A 19,615-nucleotide genomic window follows, 5' to 3' on the forward strand; every position below is an offset into this window, starting at 1 on the left:
TGCCGGTCAGGCCGAGATCTTGTCGATCAGGGCGCCGAGCTCGCCGACCTCGGTCTGGGTGAGGTCGGTCAGCGGCGGGCGGACCGGGCCGGCCGGGCGGCCGATCGAGGTGAGCCCGGCCTTGACGATGGAGACGGCGTAGCCGGCCTGCCGGTCGCGGATGTCCAGGTAGGGGATGACGAAGTCGTTGAGCAGGCGGTAGACCTCGGTGTGGTCCTGGCGGCGGACGGCGTCGTAGAAGTCGATGGCCCAGCCGGGGACGAAGTTGAAGAGGGCCGAGGAGTAGGTGCTGACGCCGAGGGAGAGCAGCGGCAGCGCGAAGGTCTCGGCGGTGGGCAGGCCGCCGACGTACATGAGGCGGTCGCCCACCTTCGCGTAGGTGCGGGTCATCCGCTCGACGTTGCCGACGCCGTCCTTGAGGCCGATGAGGGTGGGGTTGGCGTCGGCGAGGCGGGCGACGGTCTCGTCCTCGAGGACCGCGTTGGCGCGGGAGTAGACGACGACGCCGAGGCCGGTGGCCTGGCAGACGCGGCTGATGTGCTCCTGCAGGCCGGCCTGGCTGGCCTCGGTGAGGTAGGGCGGCATGAGCAGGATGCCGTCGGCGCCGGCCGCCTCGGCGGTCCGCGCCTGCTGGATCGCCTTGACCGTGGAACCGGTGGCCGGGGCGAGGACGGGCACGGTGCCGGCGACCTCGTCGACCGCGGTGCGCACGACCTCCTCGGTCTCGGCGAGGCTCAGGCTGAAGCCCTCACCGGTGCCGCCGGCGGCGAAGAGCCCGGCGACCGGGTGCTCGGCCAGCCAGGACAGGTGGGTCCGGTAGGTCGGCAGGTCGAGGCTCAGGTCGTCGGCGAAGGGGGTGACTGGGAAGGACAGCAGCCCGCTCTTGAGCTGGGCCGCCAGGTCGGTCGGGCTGTAGTCGGTCACGGCACGTCCTTGGGTGGGAGGCGGGTGTGTCGCTCACGCTAGGGAGGGTGTGCGATGCCTGTCCAAGCCCGGTTTTGGATAGGGTGATGCTTTGGAGGTATGGACACCGGCCCTCGTGGCGATCATGCGCTCGCCACCTACCCTCGACTCATGGCCAGGGTCAGATCTGTGGAGCGAGGTTCTCAGGACATCAAGGTTCACCCCAGCGAGGTGGACTGCTTCTACCAGACAGTCACGGACGGGTCCGGTCGTCGGCTCCTGCATCTGTCGACCTTCGGGTCTGATGGCCGGGAGAGCAGCCCGAAGAGCAGCCAGTCGTTGCAGATCGACGAGCAGATGGCTCGTGAGCTCATGCAGGTGCTGCGTTCGGTGTTCCCCGGGATCTGACCCGTGCCGTGTCAGGGCACGTCACGGTCGACGACGTGACGGGAGGCGATCTCCGTCGCCCACGACATCGGTGCTGCTCACGCGTACAGCCGCGACTCCACCTTCGTCAGGTAGTGGTCTCGCTCGTGGTGCCAGATCTGTTCCCATCGCGCTGCAGCGGTGAAGGCCTCTTCTCGGGCATTGCCGACATGGATCGTCCCGAGCGTGCAGATCAGCAGCGACTCGATGTCGTGGACCGTGTGCGTCGAGTCCGTGAGCAGCTTCTTGGGCAGAGCGCGCAGGTTCTGGAGGCCTCGCTCGTCGGTGCTCTTGAGAGTGCCGTGCCAGCCGAACCAGGAGAATCTAGTCCACTTTCCGCGGTGAGGGCTTCCGTTGAGACCCAGGTAGTGCTGGCTGAGCCGCTTCCCCAGAGTCATCCCGCCACCGACGGTCTTGCCCACGTAGTAGGGGCCGTGGTCGTTGTAGAGCACGTAGATGCCCCGCTGCTTCCAGAAGTTCGCGACCTGTAGGCGAGGGTTCCTCTGCCCGATCCTCCCGAGCAGCTCCTTGTGCGGCCTCGTCTCCTCACCGCGCCAGTCGACCTCGGCTGCGTCCCAGAACATCCCGTAGGAGCGGATGAAGCCGGACTTCGACCTCTGCTGCGTCTCCAGAGCGTCGGCCATGTCGGGGTTCCTCTCTCGATGGTGGTGGATCGCAGACTAGGTGGACGCGTTGGTTGAGAGGTGGCTTTCGGGTTGGAGACGTCGACTCCTCTCGTTCAGGACATCGCGCCCACAACCCGAAGCACCCTTCGCACCACAGGACTGACGGTTCCCCGACGCCACACCGCGTACAGCTCCACCGGGCGCTCGGGATCGGCGTCGACCCGGTCATCCCCACCGCCGTGGTCCAGACCGACGAGCTCGACACCCGCCACCCCGAGCGAACCGGCTGAAGCTGGCGCAAGCGCGATGCCGCGCCCGGCGGACACCAGCAGCATCGCCGTGAGCACTTGGTGCACGCGCTGATCGACGCGCGGCTGGCTCGCCCCGAAGAAGCGCACCAACAGCTCGTGGAAGTAGCGCGACTGCTGCGGGTGGTAGCCGATCACCCCTTCGCCCTCGAGATCCGACGGCACCAGCGGCCGCCCCAGCCCAGCCAGGCGGTGCCCGGTCGGGACGACCGCCATGAGCGGCTCGCGCAGCACCACCTGCGAGTCGAGCAGATCCGTGTCGAAGGGCGGCCGTGCCAGCCCGACGTCCAGCTCGCCCCGGCGGATCCCGTCCTCCTGGGCGCTGCTCACCCGCTCCGAGAGGATCACCTCCACGTCCGGCAGCTCCGTCGACAGCCGCCGCAGCAGCGGCCCCAGCACCGAGATCGCCGACACCGCGGTGAAGCCCAGCCGCACCACCCCGGCCGCCCCGGCATCCACCCGACGAGCGAGGTCACCGGCGCCCTCGACCAGCGAGAGCATGCGGTAGGCCTCGTCGAGGAAGGCGACTCCGGCCCCGGTGAGCGCCACCCCGCGGTTGTCCCGGTCCAGCAGGCGCGCGCCCACGGACCGCTCCAGCCGCTGGATCTGCCGGGACAGCGGCGGCTGCGTCATCGACAGCCGCTCCGCCGCCCGGCCGAAGTGCAGCTCCTCGGCCACCGCGACGAAGCACCGGACCTGATCGAGAGTCATCACGGGCCCAGGCTATTGACGCCGGCACCAGGTCCCGCGCACGAGCACCGCACAGATCCGCACCCGCCGTCCGCCGCGCTGAGGGAGACTCGCCTCGTGGGCCAGCAGCGAGGTGAGGGCGAGATGCAGATCGACGTGGCCGCGGGCGAGCGACTCACGCTCACGATGGACGACGACGGGCGGCGCTTCCTACGGGCCAACATCCTCGAGGCGATAGCCGAGCTGGGGGAGGGCGAGTACGCGACCCGCACCGGCTTCTCCATCGAGCAGGGGCGTGCGGTTGCGGACGCTCTGCGGCCCAGTCCATGACCGACGACCCGGGCGTGACCGACGCCGCCTACACCGACCTCTTCCGCCGTTACCTCGACGGAGCGAGTGACGCCCAGAGCTTCCGCCGCGACTTCTACGCGCTCATGCAGTGCGACGCCAGGATCGGTGACACGGTCCGCTACGCGATCCTGCAACGGGTCTTCTTCGCCGGCGAGGACCTCGTCCTCGACGCCGACCTGCTCGTCGGCGAAGGGCGGGACGACGACGAGATCGACGAGCCCACCTTCCGCCGGCGCATCGCGGCAGCCGCCCGTGACCTGGTCCGGCGCCCGGACGACTGGGAGAGCCAGCACCGCGCCTGACAAGGGCAGCCCCCGACCGGCTCCGGACCGCACCAACCGCGCCCGACCCGTCACTCAGCGCCACAAAGCTCCGAACCGCCATCGCGATACCCCAAGAGCACCACTCCATGCCGAAGAAGGCTTGGACGGGCATCACAGCAGGCCCCTACGGTCGGTGAGCACGACGGACCCCCGTGGACCAGCAGGAGCAACGATGCCCCGTTCGATCACCCGCACCGCCGCGCTCGCCGCGGTCACCGCCCTCACCCTCAGCGCGTGCGGCGGCGTCAAGACCACCCTCCCCGGCGGCGGCGACGGCCAGGAGTACCCGCGCGGCACGGTCGAGATGTACGTCGGCGCCTCGCCCGGCGGTTCCAGCGACCTCATCAGCCGCGCCGTCGGCAACGGGCTCTCCGAGTCGCTCGGCGGCACCTTCGCCGTCATCAACCGCGAGGGCGCCAACGGTGCCCTCGCCGCCGCCGAGACCGCGGTCGCCGACGCCGACGGCTCGACGATCTCCATCCAGAACGCCTCCCTCTTCGCTATCACCCCGCTGGCCGTCGCCGAGGACGAGGTCACCGACATCGACGACTTCGAGGTCGTCGGCGGCATCTCCCGCGACGACTACGTCATGGTCACCAACCCCGACAGCGGCTACACCTCGCTCGACGACATCAGCAGCGCCGGCTCCACCGTCACCTACGCCACGACCGGCATCGGCACCGGCGCCCAGCTCTCCTGCGGCCTGACCATGAAGAGCTCCGGCGCCCCCGCCGAGGCGGTCCCCTTCGACGGCGGCGCCCCGCCCTCACCGCGGTCCTCGGCGGCCAGGTCGACACCGCCTGCCTGCAGATCGGCGAGGCCATCGAGAACATCGAGTCCGGCGAGCTCACCCCGCTCTCGGTCTTCAGCCCCGAGCGCATCGAGTACCTGCCGGACGTGCCCACCGCCACCGAGCAGGGCCTGCCGGTCGAGGTCTACCAGTACCGCTTCATGACCGTCCCGAAGGGGACCCCGCAGGAGGTCCAGGACCGTCTCGCCGAAGGGATGGAGGAGACCTTCGCGACGAGCGAGTACCAGGAGTTCAACGAGCAGAACAGCCTCACCCCGATGGAGATCACCGGCGAGGAGGTCGTCGAGCAGCTCGAGCTCGACAACCAGCGCTACGCCGACCTCATCGAGAAGTACGACCTCGACATGGGCACCGAGTGACCGCCCCCGACGCGTCCGCCCCCGACCCCGCCACGACACGGAGCACAGACAGGACCAGGCCATGAGCACCGAGAAGCCCACCAGCGCCGGGAGCAGCGCCAGCCCTAGCTCCGGAACCACGGCCGGCGCCACCGCCGAGCCGGACGTCCTCGCCGAGATCGAGCGCGAGGTCGCCCAGGAGCTCGAGGACGAGCGCCCCCCGGCCGGCGGCCCCGGCTACCAGGTCGTCGGCGCGCTCGTCGCCCTCGGCATCGGCGTCCTCGGCGCCGCCCTTTCCTACGGCTACGGCCTCGGCGACCTGCGAGCGCCCGGCCCCGGCCTGTGGCCCTTCGCCGTCTCGGTCGTCATCGCCATCCTCTCCGCCGGCCTGCTCATCAGCGGCCGCGGCCTGCAGGACAGCGAGCGCTTCACCCGCTCCAGCATCCTGCCGCTCATCGGCCTGGTGACCTTCGCCCTGCTTGCCTGGCTCATGCCGCTCATCGGCTTCGAGATCCCCTCGGTCGCGCTGTGCATCGTCTGGCTGCGCTGGCTCGGCGGCGAGTCCTGGCGGATGAGCATCGTCGTCGCGGTCTGCACGGTCGCGGCCTTCTACCTCCTCTTCCTCTACGGCCTGCGCATCCCGCTGCCCCACCTCATCTGAGGACTCGACATGGACCTGACTGCCTTCATCGACGGCTTCGGCGTCGTCCTCCAGCCGGAGAACCTGCTCTACTGCCTCATCGGCGTCCTCATCGGGATGCTCATCGGCGTCCTGCCCGGCCTCGGCCCGGCCGCCACCATCGCCATCCTGCTGCCGATCGTCTACGGCGCCGACCCGGTCTCGGCGATCATCATGCTCGCCGGCATCTTCTACGGCGCGCAGTACGGCGGCACGATCACCTCGGTGCTGCTGCGCCTGCCCGGCGAGGCCAGCTCGGTGGTCACCGTCTTCGACGGCTTCGCCCTGGCCAAGCAGGGCAAGGCCGGCACCGCGCTCGGCATCGCCGCGATCGGCTCCTTCGTCGGCGCCACCGTCTCGATCATCGGCCTCTCCCTGCTGGCCCCGGTCATCGCCGGCTACGCCCTCGACTTCGGCCCGCCGGAGATGGCCGCGCTCGCCCTGCTCGGTGTGCTGCTCGTCGCCACCATCGGCTCCGGCCACCGGGTCAAGGCGCTCGTCGCCGCCGGCGTCGGTCTGCTGCTGGCGACCGTCGGCCGGGACAGCTTCAGCGGTGCCGAGCGGCTCACCTTCGGCAGCGTCAACCTCTCCGACGGCATCGACTTCGTCGTCGTGGCGATGGGCCTCTTCGGTGTCGGCGAGATCCTCTACAACCTCGAGGAGCGGCACGGCAAGGCGCACGCCCCGGCGAAGGTGGGCAACGTCTGGCCCTCCCGCAAGGACCTGCGCGACTCCTCCGGCGCCATCGCCCGCGGCTCCGGCATCGGCTTCTTCCTCGGCGTGCTGCCCGGCGGCGGCGCGGTGATGAGCTCGCTCGCCGCCTACGCCACCGAGAAGCGGATCAGCAAGCACCCCGAGCGCTTCGGCCGCGGCGCCGTGCAGGGTGTCGCCGCCCCGGAGACCGCGAACAACGCCGCCGCCACCTCCTCCTTCATCCCGCTGCTGACCCTGGGCATCCCGGCGAACGCGTCGATGGCGATCCTCTTCGGCGCGCTGCTCATCCTCGGGGTCACCCCCGGCCCGCAGCTCGTCGAGGAGGACCCGGACCTCTTCTGGGGCGTCATCAACTCGATGTACATCGGCAACCTCATCCTGCTGCTGCTGAGCATCCCGCTGGTCGGCCTCTTCGTGAAGATTCTGCGGGTGCGCCCGGCGATCCTCGCCCCGATCACCGTCCTCATCACGGTGCTGGGCGTTTACACGATCAACAACTCGACCTTCGACATCTACGTGATGATCGTCTTCGGTCTCATCGGCTACCTCATGAAGAAGGCCGGCTTCGAGCCCGGTCCGCTGGTCCTCGCCTTCGTCCTCGGCTCGATCGTCGAGGCCAACGTGCGCCGCTCGATGATCATCTTCGACGGCGACGCCAGCGGCTTCTTCTCCCGGCCGATCTCCGGGACGATCCTCGTGATCTTCCTCGTCGCCGCGCTGTGGCCGATGATCGCGAAGGTCGTCCGTCGCCGCCGCGCCGGCGAGAGCGACCCCGAGTCCACCCCCACCAAGGAGAACGAGCACGCATGACCATCCTCATCGGGTACGTCCCCACCGCCGAGGGCGAGGCCGCCCTGCAGCACGGCCTCACCGAGGCCGCCGCCCACGGCGACGACGTCGTCATCCTCAACTCCCCGCGCAAGGGCAGCACCATCGACGCCGAGATGCTCCCGGAGGGCGAGGTCGCCCGGCTGCAGCAGACCGCGCAGGACGCCGGGGTCACCGCGACCGTCGAGCAGGCCGAGCACGGCACCGAGATCGTCGACGTCTTCGACGACCTCATCGCCCGGACCGGTGCGTCGATGGTCGTCATCGGCCTGCGGCGGCGCAGCCCGGTGGGCAAGCTCGTCATGGGCAGCGACGCCCAGCGGCTGCTGCTGCAGCTCGACGTGCCGGTGCTGGCCGTCAAGCCCACCCGGTGACCACCGGCCCCGGCACGTCCCACCCGGTGACCGCCGCCGATCCGGTGACCGCCGGCGGGCGGGGCTCGCGGATCGCGGCCGTCGAGGTCACCCCGGTGGCCTTCGCCGACCCGCCGCTGCTCAACGTCGTCGGCGTCCACCCGCCGTGGGCGCTGCGGGCGATCCTGCAGATCCGCACCGACGACTGGCTGCTCGGGCTCGGCGAGACCTACGGCGACGAGGCCCAGCTGGCCCGGCTGCAGGCGGTGGCCGACCGGCTCGGCGGGCACGACCCCTTCGACCTGCACGACCTCCGGGCGCTGGTCGCCGACGTGCTGGCGCAGGAGCGCGGCGGCGCGGCGGCCGGGGCGAGCTTCGGCGGGATGCTCGACGTCGACTCCGCCCTGGAGACGGTGTACTCGCCCTTCGAGGTGGCCTGCCTGGACATCCAGGCACGCCGGGCCGGGGTGCCGGTCAGCGCGCTGCTCGGTGGCGCGGTCCGGGATGAGGTGCCCTTCTCCGGGTACCTCTTCTACCGCTGGGCCGGGCACCCCGGCGAGCCGGAGGACGGCTGGGGCGAGGCGCTCGGGCCCGACCAGCTCGTCGCCCAGGCCCGGCGGATTGTCGACGGCTGGGGCTTCGGGTCGCTCAAGCTCAAGGGTGGGGTGCTGCCGCCCGAGCAGGAGTGCGCGGCGGTCGAGGCGCTCGCCGACGCCTTCCCCGGGATGCCGCTGCGCCTGGACCCGAACGGTGCGTGGACCCCTACGACGTCGGTGCGGGTGGCCGAGCGGCTGGCCGGGGTCGTCGAGTACCTCGAGGACCCGACGCCGGGGATCGCCGGCATGGCCGAGGTGTCCGCGCAGGTCGACGTGCCGCTGGCGACGAACATGTGCGTCATCGCCATGGAGCACCTGCCGCCGGCGATCGCCGCCGACACGGTGCAGGTCGTGCTCTCCGACCACCACCTGTGGGGCGGGCTGCGGCGCTCGGCCCTGCTCGGCGGGATCACCCAGACCTGGGGGCTGGGGCTGTCGATGCACAGCAACTCCCACCTCGGGGTCTCGCTCGCCGCGATGGTGCACCTGGCCGCGGCGACGCCGAACCTCACCTACGCCTGCGACACCCACTACCCGTGGAAGACCCAGGACGTCATCCGGCCCGGGGTGCTCGACTTCGCCGGCGGCGAGGTGGCGGTGCCGACGACGCCCGGGCTCGGCGTCGAGCTCGACGGCGACCTGCTCGGCGAGCTGCACGAGCAGTACCTGCGCTGCGGGGTGCGGCGGCGCGAGGACACGGTCTACATGCGCTCGATCGACCCCACCTTCACCCCCAACACCTCCCGCTGGTGAACCCCGAGACCTCAACCCCCTAGGCAGCTGGATCCCCCTACCTTGCAAGCCAAGCGCCTGCGACGAAGGTGAGCGTCTGTCGCCACGGGGACGCACCGGCCCGCCGTGGGTGGTGCAGAGTCAGGGCGCGTCAGGTCTCGTTCGCAAGATCACGGACCCATCCGGGGACCGGCTCGTCGATCCTCTCGGCAGCCTTCACGTACACCTTGGCGGCTTCACGCTTCACCGCCCGCGAGACGATGAGGCGTCCGTCCGCAGACCGCCGCTCATGGCTGCGGTCGTGGTACCTGACCTCTGGCTGCTGATCCTGCGACGTGGTCATCGATCGTCCTCCAGGCTCGTGCTCCCAGTGTGGTCCACCGACGGCGGGGTGTCCACGTCGTCGGTGGCCTCGAGGACGACCGACAGCGCGTGCACGGCGAAGCGCGACGCCTCTTCGCCGTCGCCCTCGTCCACGAGCTGTCGCAGCGCGGCGACGCCGAGCACGGTTCGCGGGTCATCGGCCGAGACGATCTGTTCGGACGCCCAGCGCGCCTGCTCCCACCAGCGGCTCTCTCGCTCGCGCATCTCCGCGCTCCGGCGGGCGTGCATGGCACCTGCGTAGGCCAGGGACGCGGCGACCACTGCGGCTGCGCCACCGAATCCTGGCGACGACAACCATGCAAGAAGTCCGTCCACGCGATGCCTCCCTTCGTCCGCGTCGTGCGTTGACGATACGAACCACGCACGACTGGCGATCTATCGCAGTTGGTGGTGTGGGCGACGGAGGGCGGGAGTGGCGGGATGTGGATGGGCCCTCGTCCGCACCTGGGCAGGGGAGGCGTCGAAGGGGGCCGTACGCTCAGCCGTCGACGCGCCGCCGCGTGCTCCCCAGGTGCACCCGCATCGCCGCCCGCGCCGTCTCGGCGTCCCCGGCGAGCACCGCCTCCGCGATCGCCTCGTGCTCGCGCTGCAGCCGGGCGACGTGCGCCGCGTCGGTGACCGAGTGCTCCTCGCCGAGCCGGGTGCGCGGCAGCAGGATCATCATCGGCCCCAGCGACTCGACGAGCTCGAGGTAGAAGCGGTTCCCGGTCGCCGCGGCCACCGCCCGGTGGAAGGCGAAGTCGGCGGCCACCGCCCCTTCGTGCCCGGCCCGGCCGAGCTCGGCCAGCGCCTCCCCGATCGCTGCCACGTCCGCGTCGCTGCGCTGCCGCGCGGCCAGCGCCGCCGCCTCCGACTCCACCCCGAGGCGGAAGTCGATCATCGCGAGCACGTCGCCGTGCGAACGGATCTGGGCCGTCTCCCCGGCGAAGGGCGACGGCTCGGGCACCGCGAGCACGAAGGACCCACGACCCTGGTGCGTCTCCACGAGGCCCTCGGCGCGCAGCCGGGTCACCGCCTCGCGCACCACCGTGCGCGAGACGCCGAACTCGTCGATGAGCCGAGACTCGCTCGGCAGCTGCGAGCCGGGCGCCAGCGCGCCGCTGAGGATCTGCTCCTTGAGGCCGCTGACCACGCGGTGGGCGAGGGTCGTCATGACCCCAGTGTCACGCTCTCCTTCGTCAGCTGCCGCATCCGCTCGCTGAGGGTGAAGCCCAGACCCGGCCGGTCCGGCACCCACATCCGCCCGTCGTGGATGTCGATGCGCTCCTCGAAGAGCGGGTTCAGCCACTCGAAGTGCTCCACCCACGGCTCGATCGGGTAGGCCGCGGCCAGGTGCAGGTGGATCTCCATGGCGAAGTGCGGGGCGAGCGCGAGGCCGGCGTGCGAGGCCAGCGTCGTGAACCGCAGGAAGGGCGTGATCCCGCCGATCCGCGGCGCGTCCGGCTGCACGATCCCGCGGTAGCCGGCGTCGACGAGCGCCATGTGCTCCGGCACCGAGGTGAGCATCTCGCCGGTGGCGATCGGGGTGTCGAAGGTGCGCGAGAGATCGGCGTGCCCGAGGGCGTCCCAGGCGTCGAGCGGCTCCTCGATCCAGACGAGGTCGTAGCCCTCGAGCTCGCGGCACATCCGCCGCGCCCGCGCCCGGTCCCACTGCTGGTTGGCGTCGACCATGAAGGGGACGTCGCCGAGGTGCTCGCGGATCGCCTCGACCCGGCGCAGGTCCTCGCGCCAGTCCGGCTGCCCGACCTTGATCTTGATGCCGCCGATCCCGTTCGCCAGGGAGGCGTCCGCCTTCTCCTTGATCTCCTCGACGCTCGCCTGGAGGAAGCCGCCGGAGGTGTTGTAGACGGCGCACGAGTCGCGATAGCTGCCGAGCAGCTTGGCCAGCGGCAGGTCGGCGCGGCGGGCCTTGAGGTCCCAGAGGGCGACGTCGAGGGCGGCGACCGCCTGGGTGGCGACGCCGGAGCGGCCGACGGACGCGCCGGCCCACATGAGCGACTGGTAGATCCGGTCGATGTCGGCCGGGTCCTGCCCGATCGCGACCTCGGCGATCTCCTTGAGGTGCGCGTACTGCGCCGGGCCGCCGGCCCGCTTCGAGTAGCTGAAGCCCATGCCCTGGTGGCCCTGCTCGGTGCTCACCTCGACGAAGAGGAGGACGGTCTCGGTGAGCGGCTTCTGCCGGCCGGTGAGGACCTTGGCGTCGCTCACCGGGTTCTCCAGCGGGAGGACGACGTGGGAGAGAGTCAGGGAGCGGATCGCGTCTGCCATGAGGGTCCTTCGACGGTGGAGGTACGTGCTTATAGCATGAGTATGTAATTTGTATGATGAGTTTGTCCAGCGGGTGGTGTGCGACCTTCTGGGTGGACCGGCAGATCGAGACGAAGGGCGGTGACGGCGCGTGGTCGTCGGGTTCGTGACGATCCTGCTCGTCATCGCCGTCGGCGCCGGGCTCGCCCACCGCAGGGTGCTCGACGAGCGCGCTGTCCAGACGATGGGGGAGATCGCCTTCTTCGTCGCCACCCCGGCGCTCATGGTGGTCACCATCGCCGGGATCGACCTGGCCGCCGCGGGCAGCAACATCGTCGCCTCCGCGGTGGCGCTCGGCCTGGCGCTGACGACCTACGCACTGGTCGCCCGGCTGCGGTGGCGGCTGCCGACCGGTGAGGTGGTCATCGGGTCGCTGGCCGCCTCGTACGCCAACGTCGGCAACCTCGGCGTGGCCATCGCCGCCTACGTGGTCGGTGACGTGGCGGTGGTCGTGCCGACGCTGCTGCTGCAGATGATGATCGTGCAGCCGGCGGCGCTCATGGTGCTCGACCGAGCGCGCAGCGCGGGACTCGGGCTCGGGGCGGTGGTGCGTCGGCTGGTGACGAATCCGCTGACTGTGGCGGCCGTCGTCGGGGTCGTCCTGGCGACGACCGGCTGGACGCTGCCCGAGATCGTCGACGCGCCCCTGCAGCTGCTCGCCGGCGCGGCGATCCCGCTCATGCTCGTCTCCTACGGGGCGGCGCTGCGCCTGTCACCCCCGGTGGGGCGCACCGGCCACGTCCGCGAGGTCACGCTCGCCGCCGGGCTGAAGCTCATCGTCATGCCGGTGGTGGCCTGGGCGGTCGCGGTCTCGCTCGGCCTGAGCGGCCCGGCCCTGCTCGGTGTCGTGCTCACCGCCGCGCTGCCGTCGGCGCAGAACATCTTCCTGCACGCCACCCGCTACCGCACCGGCCGGGACGTCGCCCGCGAGACCATCCTCGTCACCACCCTCGCCGCCCTGCCGCTGGCGATGGTGCTGGCGTGGGTGCTGGGCTGAGGGAAGGGCGCGAGGCCAGGCGGCGCCGCGCAGCTGGCCTCCTGACTGGCGGCCGACGAGCCGCCGCTGCCACACTGCGCTGGTGCTGGGCATCACCGACCTCTCGAGCTACCTCGTCGGCCTCGTCGTCATCATCCTGCTGCCGGGGCCGAACTCGCTCTACGTGCTCTCGGTCGCGGCCCGCCGCGGGGTGCGTCAGGGCTTCCAGGGCGCGGCCGGGGTGTGGGTCGGCGACATCATCCTCATGACCCTCTCGGCCGCCGGGGTGGCCTCGCTGCTGCAGGCCAACGAGCTCGCCTTCGCCGTCGTGAAGTACCTCGGCGCCGGCTACCTCGGCTGGCTGGCCCTCGGGATGCTGCGCGGCGGCTGGTCGCTGTGGCGCAGCCGCCGCAGCGTCAGCGAGGAGATCGACGCGGCCGCCGCCGACCAGGGGCTGACGCCGGTCGCGGGGGAGCGGCCCTTCCGCCGGGCGCTGGTGATCAGCCTGCTCAACCCGAAGGCGATCCTCTTCTTCGTCGCCTTCTTCGTGCAGTTCGTCGACCCGGGCTACGCCCAGCCGTGGCTGTCCTTCCTCGCGCTCGGCACGCTGGCCACGGTGGCGAGCATGGCCTACCTCAGCGTGCTCATCTTCGGCGGCACCCGCCTGGCTGATCTCTTCCGCCGGCGTCGTGGCCTGTCCGCGGCCGGCTCGACCGGCGTCGGTGCCGTCTTCCTCGGCTTCGCCGTCAAGCTGTCCATCGCCAGCGCTTGACGCAGCAGGGGCAGTCGAGCGGGGCAGCCTCGCCCGCGTCCGGGCACCCCCGCAGGCACGACGATGAGCTGCGGTTGCACCACGGGTACGGGGGCCCAACCCGTTCAAGATGCGCCCTTGTGGGAACCGCTCTACTGTTCGATCACGAACCATCGAACGACGAGGAGTCGACATGCGTGAGAACACTGCAATGTCGGTGCGACGGACTGGAGTCGCCTTGGCAGCAACGGTTTCCGCCGTGGCGTTCGCATCACCCGCCTGGGCGGAGGGCTCCTGGAGATCCAGCCTCCGAGGCGTCATGGAAGGGTACGGATCCCGGACCTGGGTCGACAAGAACACCGACAGTTACAAGGGTCGTGTGGCCTTCTACGGATGCTCGGGCACCCAAACCAGCCGGCACGTCAAGGTGGCCGTGTATCGGAATCGTCAGTGGCCGGTACCTGACGTTAACGTCAAGCAGGGCAACACGTGCTCCAATACGACGCTGTACTACGGCGATGTCCAGCGTGGTGACTACCATTTCTCGATTAAGGATCTGTACGGCCGGTACAGCCTGAACGCTAACACCGTGATCGTGAGGTACTGACTCTGTGGCAATCGCGCCCGGCCCTCTCGTGTTCTCCGAGCTCACCTACTCGTACGGGAGGGTCCGGGCGCTGACCACCGCATCAGGCTCGGTGCCGACGGTGGGCCGGACCCTGCTGCTGGGAGAGAACGGTGCGGGCAAGTCGACACTGCTCAAGGTCCTCTCAGGAGCGACACGTCCGAGTAGCGGTCGCATCTCCATCGGGGGCCGCTCGCTGGACGAGCGGCGACGCCGCCAGCTGGTCGCCCTGATGCCTCAGCAGATCGTTCCGGTCCCTGGGCTGACCGTCCTGGAGCAGGTCACCTATGCCAGCTGGGTCGGCGGGTGCAGCAGTGCGGAGGCGGCGCGTCGAGCGAGCGAGGCTACCGGGCAGGTGGCGATGGACGAGCTGGCGGGGCGACCGGCCACCCAGCTCTCCGGGGGCCAGCTGCGCAGGCTCGGCGTCGCCGAGGCGCTGGCACGGCCGGGTCAGATGGTGCTGCTCGACGAACCGACCGCAGGGCTCGACCCCAAGCAGCGGGCCAGGTTCCGCACCCTGATCAGCGAGCTCACTGTCCCCTGCCTGCTGTCGACGCACCAGGTGGACGACGCCTCGGACATGTACGAGCACGTGATCGTCCTGCACCAGGGCACGGTCGCCTACCAGGGAGAGATGGTCGACTTCCTCCGGCGTGGTGCCGGACCACGGCCCGCGGAGAGCGCGTTCCTGAGCACGATCGGCGACTCCAGGTGACCCTCGCACGATCCGTCCGCTGGTCGCATCTGATCCTCATCCTGCCGCTCATCCTGGTCGCCACAGCGCTTGCCCTGGCGGACGGCGCGCAACCTAACCGATACTCGGTGTCGGCCACGGCCCAGGCATGGATCTCGGCTGTCCTCAGCGCTCCCCTTCTCAGCGCATGGGCGGCGTGGGAGAGCGGTCGGCTCCGAGCGTGGGTGCGGGGACACGCTGCCGGGGGCGAACGTCTCCGAGCGTTGGTCCCGACCGTGCTCCGCCCCCTCGGCGCCGCTGCACTGATCACTGCTGCGATGATCGCCGTTGCCAACCCTGACCTCGGTAGCGCTGGGGCGGTTGCGTGGAACGTGCTCGGCGCGATGACGCTGGTGACCGCGGTCGTCGCGGGAGCCGTCGCAGGCATCGTGCTCCCGCGGTACGCCGCGACCCCGGTGGCCCTCATCGGCTGGTACGCCTGGCTCGCCTTCCCTCTCGTGCTGATCGAGCCGTGGTGGCGGGCGTCGACCATCACCGGAGGCGGAGCGATGTGCTGCCTCCCGCAGGAGCAGCTGGCGACGCGGACTCTGGTGACGACGCTTCTCGTCGCGGGGATCCTGCTCGTGGGCAGCCTGGTCACCCTGGCACGGCACCGTCATCTCGCGGCGACGGCGCTCGCGGTTCTCGTGGTCGCCGGATCGACGGCCTTCGTCCTCGGCAGGGGCGGCAGCGAGACCGCGACGGAACCACGGCAGAGCGAGCTGGTCTGCCGGTCTGGTGAGGGCGTGGACGTGTGCGTGTGGCCGGAGAACGAGGACGACCTCTCCGCCATCGTGTCTTCGACAGCGTCAGTGACGACAGACCTCGGGGCCCTGGGCTCCCGGCTCCCCACGTCGTGGTCGGAGAACCCCGATGCCGCTGGTGTGACGTTCTCGTGGTCGCCGGACACGACACCTGAGGAGCAGCGCGGTGCCCTTGCGCTGTCCGTGGTTCAGCATCTCGGGTGCGACTCCGCGGGAGGCTCGGACGTGCGCTCGTTCGTGCTGCTGCAGAGCGGTCTCAGTCAGCAGGAGATCGACGAGAGGTTCGGTCCTGTATCGGAGCAGGCCGCGCGCGCATCGTCGCTCGGCGCTCCGGCTCAACGGGCATGGATCCAGCAGGCCGTAGCCGAGTGCGACGGATCTTCTGCATGACGTGGTACCTCGCCTCCCGTCGAGCAACGGCGCTGGGTCTCGTCTCGCTGGTCGTGGTGCTGCTGGCCTCAGCCGCCGGCGGGATCGTCGAGCTGCCGGCCGTTCTCGGCGGCGGGAGCAGCGTCCTGCCCTGGACCGCGCTGCTCCCCCTCGCCTCGGCCATCGTGCTCGGCTGGGCCTTCCGGTCGCGCCTGACGCACCACGCGCAGACGGCGGCACGGCCGATCTTCGTCTTCGACGCGATCCTGCTGGCGTCCGTCGGGCTCTGCTCTCTGGCAGCCCTATCTCTCTCGGGCAGCGCCTCCCTCATGACAGGGCGCAACCTGCTGCTGTGCCTCGGCCTCGTCGGCGCCGCATCAGTGACCAGCTCCGTCGCGCTGGGACCTCTGGCAGCCGCCGGCGTGACCATGCTCTCGTTGGTGTACGGACCGGGGAACCCCGCAGCGCGGTACGTGCGGATCGTGCAGGCCGAACCGTCAGCGGAGTGGCCGTGGCTGGTCGCCGCAACGGTCTTCCTCATCGGCCTGGTGCTCACTGCGCTCGGCCCGCGACGACGGGACCCGGACGCGCACCACTTCGGTTGACCTCGCCCGGGCTAGCTCTGGCCACCCATCGCGTCGACCCGGGCTAGCTCGCACCGGGCCGCGTTACGAACGCGTCCTACCCAGGTATCAGTCGAGGATCCGCCCTCCGACGGACGACCTGGGCACCGTGCTCCGGGAGAGTCGAGGACATGGATGTCGTTCGTACTCATCACCTGACCAAGCGCTACGGCAGGCGCACGGTCGTCGACGACCTCAACCTGCGGATCCCCGCCGGCTCGGTCTACGGGTTCCTCGGGCCCAACGGGTCGGGCAAGTCGACGACGATGAAGATGCTGCTCGCCCTGGTCCGCCCCACCGAGGGTGACGTCGAGATCTTCGGTCGCCAGATGACCCGGGACACCCGCCGCCAGCTGCTCGGGGGCATCGGGTCGCTCATCGAGGCCCCGCCGGGCTACGGGCACCTCACCGGTGCCGAGAACATGATGATCGTCCAGCGTTCCCTCCGCCTGGAGCGGGCCCAGGTCGAGCGCGCCGTCGCCACCGTGCGGATGACCGAGCAGATGGACAAGCGGGTGCGCGAGTACTCCCTCGGGATGAAGCAGCGCCTCGGGATCGCCATGGCGCTGGCCCGCGAGCCCCACCTGCTCGTCCTGGACGAGCCCACCAACGGTCTCGACCCTGCCGGCATCGAGGAGATCCGCGGGCTCCTGCGTTACCTCGCCGATCAGGGCATCACAGTGATGATCTCCAGCCACCTGCTCGAGGAGATCGACAAGGTCGCCGACCATCTGGGAATCCTCAGCGCGGGGCGGGTGATCTTCCAGGGCACCCGGGATCAGCTCTTCGCCGCGTCCGCACCCGATCTGCTCATCGACACCTCGCAGCCCGAGCGTGCCGGCGAGGTCCTGCGGGACAAGATCTCGGTGCAGCTGGACAGCACCGGCCATGCCGAAGGGGGAACCCTCCGTCTGCCGGGGGTGGACACCCCGACCACCGAGCGGATCGTCGAGGACCTGGTCTGCGCCGGGGCGGCCGTGCACGGGGTGCGTCGCGACGAGCAGTCCCTCGAGCACGTCTTCATGAAGCTCACCAGCGGGGGCCAGCTGTGACCGCCCTCGCCGTGCGTACCGAGTACGCGAAGATGCGCCACCTGCGCGTCGGCCTGCTCGCCGTCGTCATGGTTCTCGGGATCGCCGGGCTGAGCCTGGTGAGCACCGCCGCCAGCGGAGCCGACACTCGAGACCTGTGGGCCACCGCCCTGGCCGGCCTCGGGTTGTCCACCGCCATGGTCTCCCCCCTGCTCCTCGCCGTGATCGCCAGCCGCACCATGGAGATCGAGCACCAGAGCAACGGCTGGCTGATGAGCATGACCGCCGGTTCCAGCCGTGGTCGACTCTGCCGGGCGAAGCTGGTCAGCACCGGCCTGGTCGTCGCCGTCGCCACCACCGCTGCCTCGCTGCTGGTCCTCGCCGCCGGATCCCTGCTGGGCGCGGTCACTGCGACGCCGACCGGTCTCTGGGTGGGCTACACGCTCAGCGCGATCGTCGTGAACCTCGTCGTGCTCGCCCTGCACCTGATCGTGTCGGCACGCGTCGAGAACCAGCTGCTTCCGCTCGGCCTGGGCATCCTCGGGACCGTCATCGCGCTGTCGGCCGGCGCCTTCCCGGCATGGCTGGCCCACCTCACGCCGTGGGGCTACTACGCACTGATCGAGGCCGCCGAGTACCAGGGTGACCACGCCGTCACGCTGACACCCTCCTACCTCAGCGTGGCCGTGCTCGCCGCCCTCGGCGGCGCCCTCTTCTACTGGTTCACCCGTCGACTCGACCGCCAGGAGGTCTGAGCATGCCGACCCTTCGTCCCGAGCTCATCAAGCTCAAGCGCTCGCAGAGCTGGATCATCGTCGTCCTGCTGCCGGTGATCATGGCCGGCGCGGGCACCGTCAACACCGTCGTCTCGGGCGCCGCGCTCGACGACGGCTGGCACACGCTGTGGTTGCGCACCGTCGTCTTCTTCGGGCTCTTCCCGCTCGCCCTCGGCGTCGCGATCCTGGCGTCCTTGTCCTGGCGGGCGGATCACCGGGACGGCAACTGGAACGCCCTCATGGCCGGCACCGCCACCTCCGGCAGCATCGTGCGGGCCAAGACGGCGGTGATCGCCGGCCTGGCGGCGATCATGCAGCTCGTCATGCTCGCCACCGTCCTCGTGCTCGGCAAGGTCGTCTTCGGGCTGCCCGGGATGCTGCCGGCCGACCTGCTCGGGGTGAGCGTGCTCATCATGCTGGGGTGCATCCCGCTGGCGGCCCTGCAGTCCTGGCTCTCGATGCGCACCCGCTCCTTCGCGGCTCCGATCGCGGTCGCGCTCGTCGGGGCCGGCATCTCGGTGCTGCTGCTCAACGCGAAGGTGACCGGCGCGATCTTCGTCCTGCCGTACGCGCTGGCGGCGCGCAGCACCCAGCTGTCCACCGGCACCTTCGGTGACTCCGGCACGCTCACCCTGGGCGCGGTCGGCGCCGTGCTCGCGGCCACCGCCCTACTCACGGTCGTGGTCGTGGCTGTGGCGGGGCGGTCGCTGGACCGTCGGGACGTGGCTGCCTGACGTCGGGCGGTGGGGTCCGATGCGGTCGAGGTCCGACCCCGTCGCTGGGCTCAGTTGCCGTTCAGACCGTGCCGCGTCGTGTCCAGCGCCTGCTTGAAGTGGGACTCGGCGTCGTTGATCACCGCCTGGGGAGTGGCCCGGTCGAAGACGCGCAGCACCGAGTAGCGGAAGGTGCTCGGGTCGAGGCCTCGCAGCCCGACGTTGCCGCCGTGCCCGTCGGCGGCGTACGCCGACCAGCGCTGCCGGATCGTCTCGGCGCCGTCGGCCTTGCCGACGTACTGGCGTCCGTCGCGGGTGTCGGTGATGAGGTAGATGCCGGCGACGGACGACAGCGCGCTGCGCCAGTGCTCGTACCGGTGCTCGCGTAGCACCGCCTGCAGCGTCGCGTGGCTCAGCCGCAGCCGGTCGAACCCGGGGAAGGGCTCGCGCGCCGCGTCGGCGATCTCCAGCACCGGGTAGTCGGCGGCGGTGGCGCCGTGCACCCGCCAGGTGATCGGTGCCGGCCAGTGGATGACCAGCCGGTCCTGCAGGTCGGCCAGCGCGCCGGTCTCTCGGAGGTCGAAGTGGCGCAGCGTGTCGTCGCGGTGCACCTCGCCGTGGTTCTCCAGCACCCGCCACAGGCGGGCCCGGTAGGAGCCGTCGGTGACGAAGACGAGCCAGGTGCGCGGCGGGTCCGCCGGGAAGTGCCGCGAGGTCAGCGACTGGCGGCTGGTGTAGGCAAGGATCTCGGCGTCGGTCGAGTCCGCGTGGATCCCTGCCTCGCCGTCCTCGTGCATCGCCACGAAGCTGTGCCGGATCGCCAGCGCCTCACCAGGATCGATCGTCTCGCCCTGCAGGATGGTGCCGAGAGTCAGTGCCATGACC

24 protein-coding genes and 1 pseudogene are annotated in these 19,615 nt (G+C 70.6%); 17 read left to right on the forward strand and 8 right to left on the reverse strand.

The features are described 5' to 3' along the window. Positions 1-6 precede the first annotated feature (6 nt). Positions 7-924: a 5-dehydro-4-deoxyglucarate dehydratase gene (gene kdgD, locus BJY28_RS05905; protein ID WP_179462176.1), complete on the reverse strand. Its 918-nt coding sequence runs from the start codon at positions 922-924 to the stop codon at positions 7-9. 168 nt (positions 925-1,092) lie between these two features. On the opposite strand from kdgD, the gene BJY28_RS05910 reads away from it, so the two are divergent. Then, positions 1,093-1,311: a hypothetical protein gene (locus tag BJY28_RS05910; protein WP_218875216.1), complete on the forward strand. Its 219-nt coding sequence runs from the start codon at positions 1,093-1,095 to the stop codon at positions 1,309-1,311. 77 nt (positions 1,312-1,388) lie between these two features. Here the strand turns inward: BJY28_RS05910 and BJY28_RS05915 are convergent, their stop codons facing one another. Continuing rightward, the gene (locus tag BJY28_RS05915) at positions 1,389-1,973 is read right to left on the reverse strand and encodes a GIY-YIG nuclease family protein (RefSeq protein ID WP_179462178.1); all 585 of its coding nucleotides are present in this window, start codon (positions 1,971-1,973) and stop codon (positions 1,389-1,391) included. Positions 1,974-2,068: 95 nt separating this feature from the next. Further along, positions 2,069-2,974: a LysR substrate-binding domain-containing protein gene (locus BJY28_RS05920; RefSeq protein ID WP_218913029.1), complete on the reverse strand. Its 906-nt coding sequence runs from the start codon at positions 2,972-2,974 to the stop codon at positions 2,069-2,071. Positions 2,975-3,070: 96 nt separating this feature from the next. Here BJY28_RS05920 and BJY28_RS05925 point away from each other — a divergent pair, with 96 nt between their 5' ends. The 7 genes and pseudogenes from BJY28_RS05925 (at position 3,071) to BJY28_RS05955 (ending at position 8,699) form a co-directional block, all read left to right on the forward strand. Continuing rightward, positions 3,071-3,283: a hypothetical protein gene (locus BJY28_RS05925; RefSeq protein ID WP_179462180.1), complete on the forward strand. Its 213-nt coding sequence runs from the start codon at positions 3,071-3,073 to the stop codon at positions 3,281-3,283. Beyond that, positions 3,280-3,606 (forward strand): hypothetical protein, encoded by a 327-nt coding sequence (locus BJY28_RS05930; RefSeq protein WP_179462181.1) that lies wholly within the window; start codon positions 3,280-3,282, stop codon positions 3,604-3,606. Before BJY28_RS05925 ends, BJY28_RS05930 begins: the two co-directional genes overlap by 4 nt. A gap of 325 nt (positions 3,607-3,931) precedes the next feature. Continuing rightward, positions 3,932-4,797 (forward strand): annotated as a pseudogene (locus BJY28_RS05935) (tripartite tricarboxylate transporter substrate binding protein). Positions 4,798-4,858: 61 nt separating this feature from the next. Next, complete coding sequence (locus BJY28_RS05940) at positions 4,859-5,437, forward strand: tripartite tricarboxylate transporter TctB family protein (protein ID WP_179462182.1); 579 nt, start codon at positions 4,859-4,861, stop codon at positions 5,435-5,437. Between the two features lie 9 nt (positions 5,438-5,446). Then, the gene (locus BJY28_RS05945) at positions 5,447-6,979 is read left to right on the forward strand and encodes a tripartite tricarboxylate transporter permease (RefSeq protein WP_179462183.1); all 1,533 of its coding nucleotides are present in this window, start codon (positions 5,447-5,449) and stop codon (positions 6,977-6,979) included. Then, positions 6,976-7,371 carry a universal stress protein gene (locus BJY28_RS05950; RefSeq protein WP_179462184.1) on the forward strand — a complete coding sequence of 132 codons (396 nt, stop codon included), beginning with the start codon at positions 6,976-6,978 and terminating at the stop codon, positions 7,369-7,371. The genes BJY28_RS05945 and BJY28_RS05950 overlap by 4 nt, the downstream gene beginning before the upstream one ends. A 26-nt stretch (positions 7,372-7,397) precedes the next feature. Beyond that, positions 7,398-8,699 (forward strand): enolase C-terminal domain-like protein, encoded by a 1,302-nt coding sequence (locus BJY28_RS05955; RefSeq protein WP_343036988.1) that lies wholly within the window; start codon positions 7,398-7,400, stop codon positions 8,697-8,699. A 130-nt stretch (positions 8,700-8,829) separates the two neighbouring features. Here the strand turns inward: BJY28_RS05955 and BJY28_RS05960 are convergent, their stop codons facing one another. From BJY28_RS05960 to BJY28_RS05975, 4 genes are all read right to left on the reverse strand, one after another. Then, entirely contained in the window at positions 8,830-9,021 is a 192-nt protein-coding gene (locus BJY28_RS05960; RefSeq protein ID WP_179462185.1) for a hypothetical protein, read from the reverse strand. Further along, the gene (locus BJY28_RS05965; protein WP_179462186.1) at positions 9,018-9,290 is read right to left on the reverse strand and encodes a hypothetical protein; all 273 of its coding nucleotides are present in this window, start codon (positions 9,288-9,290) and stop codon (positions 9,018-9,020) included. The genes BJY28_RS05960 and BJY28_RS05965 overlap by 4 nt, the downstream gene beginning before the upstream one ends. Positions 9,291-9,540: 250 nt before the next feature. Beyond that, a complete protein-coding gene (locus BJY28_RS05970) occupies positions 9,541-10,215 on the reverse strand; it encodes a FadR/GntR family transcriptional regulator (RefSeq protein ID WP_179462187.1) in 675 nt (224 codons plus the stop codon). Then, complete coding sequence (locus tag BJY28_RS05975) at positions 10,212-11,330, reverse strand: L-talarate/galactarate dehydratase (protein ID WP_179462188.1); 1,119 nt, start codon at positions 11,328-11,330, stop codon at positions 10,212-10,214. The genes BJY28_RS05970 and BJY28_RS05975 overlap by 4 nt, the downstream gene beginning before the upstream one ends. Positions 11,331-11,460: 130 nt before the next feature. Between BJY28_RS05975 and BJY28_RS05980 the strand changes: the two genes are divergently transcribed. From BJY28_RS05980 to BJY28_RS06020, 9 genes are all read left to right on the forward strand, one after another. Further along, complete coding sequence (locus BJY28_RS05980) at positions 11,461-12,366, forward strand: AEC family transporter (protein WP_343036989.1); 906 nt, start codon at positions 11,461-11,463, stop codon at positions 12,364-12,366. Positions 12,367-12,448: 82 nt separating this feature from the next. Beyond that, complete coding sequence (gene leuE / locus BJY28_RS05985; protein WP_179462189.1) at positions 12,449-13,117, forward strand: leucine efflux protein LeuE; 669 nt, start codon at positions 12,449-12,451, stop codon at positions 13,115-13,117. 172 nt (positions 13,118-13,289) lie between these two features. Next, on the forward strand, positions 13,290-13,703 hold the full coding sequence (locus BJY28_RS05990; RefSeq protein ID WP_179462190.1) for a hypothetical protein: 414 nt from the start codon (positions 13,290-13,292) through the stop codon (positions 13,701-13,703). 91 nt (positions 13,704-13,794) lie between these two features. Further along, entirely contained in the window at positions 13,795-14,436 is a 642-nt protein-coding gene (locus BJY28_RS05995) for an ATP-binding cassette domain-containing protein (RefSeq protein ID WP_343037162.1), read from the forward strand. A gap of 296 nt (positions 14,437-14,732) precedes the next feature. Further along, positions 14,733-15,608, forward strand: coding sequence for a DUF7224 domain-containing protein (locus BJY28_RS06000; RefSeq protein WP_179462192.1), 876 nt, complete (start codon positions 14,733-14,735; stop codon positions 15,606-15,608). Further along, the gene (locus BJY28_RS06005; protein ID WP_179462193.1) at positions 15,605-16,192 is read left to right on the forward strand and encodes a hypothetical protein; all 588 of its coding nucleotides are present in this window, start codon (positions 15,605-15,607) and stop codon (positions 16,190-16,192) included. Before BJY28_RS06000 ends, BJY28_RS06005 begins: the two co-directional genes overlap by 4 nt. Before the next feature lie 149 nt (positions 16,193-16,341). Further along, positions 16,342-17,262 (forward strand): ABC transporter ATP-binding protein, encoded by a 921-nt coding sequence (locus BJY28_RS06010; protein ID WP_179462194.1) that lies wholly within the window; start codon positions 16,342-16,344, stop codon positions 17,260-17,262. Continuing rightward, positions 17,259-17,996 carry an ABC transporter permease gene (locus BJY28_RS06015; RefSeq protein ID WP_179462195.1) on the forward strand — a complete coding sequence of 246 codons (738 nt, stop codon included), beginning with the start codon at positions 17,259-17,261 and terminating at the stop codon, positions 17,994-17,996. The genes BJY28_RS06010 and BJY28_RS06015 overlap by 4 nt, the downstream gene beginning before the upstream one ends. 2 nt (positions 17,997-17,998) lie before the next feature. Then, entirely contained in the window at positions 17,999-18,751 is a 753-nt protein-coding gene (locus BJY28_RS06020) for an ABC transporter permease (protein WP_179462196.1), read from the forward strand. A gap of 50 nt (positions 18,752-18,801) precedes the next feature. Here BJY28_RS06020 and BJY28_RS06025 read toward each other — a convergent pair whose 3' ends face one another. Further along, the gene (locus BJY28_RS06025; protein WP_179462197.1) at positions 18,802-19,611 is read right to left on the reverse strand and encodes a GIY-YIG nuclease family protein; all 810 of its coding nucleotides are present in this window, start codon (positions 19,609-19,611) and stop codon (positions 18,802-18,804) included. Positions 19,612-19,615: the final 4 nt, after the last annotated feature.

This window comes from Janibacter alkaliphilus (assembly GCF_013408565.1).
Taxonomy (GTDB): Bacteria; Actinomycetota; Actinomycetes; order Actinomycetales; family Dermatophilaceae; genus Janibacter; species Janibacter alkaliphilus.

What these genes read in the sequence shown, in the direction of transcription:
- BJY28_RS05965 (WP_179462186.1), bottom strand. Translation starts at nt 9,290, where the DNA reads ATGCACGCCCGCCGGAGCGCGGAGATGCGCGAGCGAGAGAGCCGCTGG.
- BJY28_RS06025 (WP_179462197.1), bottom strand. Translation starts at nt 19,611, where the DNA reads ATGGCACTGACTCTCGGCACCATCCTGCAGGGCGAGACGATCGATCCT.
- BJY28_RS05960 (WP_179462185.1), bottom strand. Translation starts at nt 9,021, where the DNA reads ATGACCACGTCGCAGGATCAGCAGCCAGAGGTCAGGTACCACGACCGC.
- BJY28_RS06010 (WP_179462194.1), top strand. Translation starts at nt 16,342, where the DNA reads ATGGATGTCGTTCGTACTCATCACCTGACCAAGCGCTACGGCAGGCGC.
- BJY28_RS06020 (WP_179462196.1), top strand. Translation starts at nt 17,999, where the DNA reads ATGCCGACCCTTCGTCCCGAGCTCATCAAGCTCAAGCGCTCGCAGAGC.
- BJY28_RS05945 (WP_179462183.1), top strand. Translation starts at nt 5,447, where the DNA reads ATGGACCTGACTGCCTTCATCGACGGCTTCGGCGTCGTCCTCCAGCCG.
- BJY28_RS05920 (WP_218913029.1), bottom strand. Translation starts at nt 2,974, where the DNA reads ATGACTCTCGATCAGGTCCGGTGCTTCGTCGCGGTGGCCGAGGAGCTG.
- BJY28_RS05970 (WP_179462187.1), bottom strand. Translation starts at nt 10,215, where the DNA reads ATGACGACCCTCGCCCACCGCGTGGTCAGCGGCCTCAAGGAGCAGATC.
- BJY28_RS05990 (WP_179462190.1), top strand. Translation starts at nt 13,290, where the DNA reads ATGCGTGAGAACACTGCAATGTCGGTGCGACGGACTGGAGTCGCCTTG.
- BJY28_RS05940 (WP_179462182.1), top strand. Translation starts at nt 4,859, where the DNA reads ATGAGCACCGAGAAGCCCACCAGCGCCGGGAGCAGCGCCAGCCCTAGC.
- BJY28_RS05950 (WP_179462184.1), top strand. Translation starts at nt 6,976, where the DNA reads ATGACCATCCTCATCGGGTACGTCCCCACCGCCGAGGGCGAGGCCGCC.
- BJY28_RS05975 (WP_179462188.1), bottom strand. Translation starts at nt 11,330, where the DNA reads ATGGCAGACGCGATCCGCTCCCTGACTCTCTCCCACGTCGTCCTCCCG.
- BJY28_RS05930 (WP_179462181.1), top strand. Translation starts at nt 3,280, where the DNA reads ATGACCGACGACCCGGGCGTGACCGACGCCGCCTACACCGACCTCTTC.
- BJY28_RS05915 (WP_179462178.1), bottom strand. Translation starts at nt 1,973, where the DNA reads ATGGCCGACGCTCTGGAGACGCAGCAGAGGTCGAAGTCCGGCTTCATC.
- BJY28_RS06000 (WP_179462192.1), top strand. Translation starts at nt 14,733, where the DNA reads ATGATCGCCGTTGCCAACCCTGACCTCGGTAGCGCTGGGGCGGTTGCG.
- BJY28_RS06005 (WP_179462193.1), top strand. Translation starts at nt 15,605, where the DNA reads ATGACGTGGTACCTCGCCTCCCGTCGAGCAACGGCGCTGGGTCTCGTC.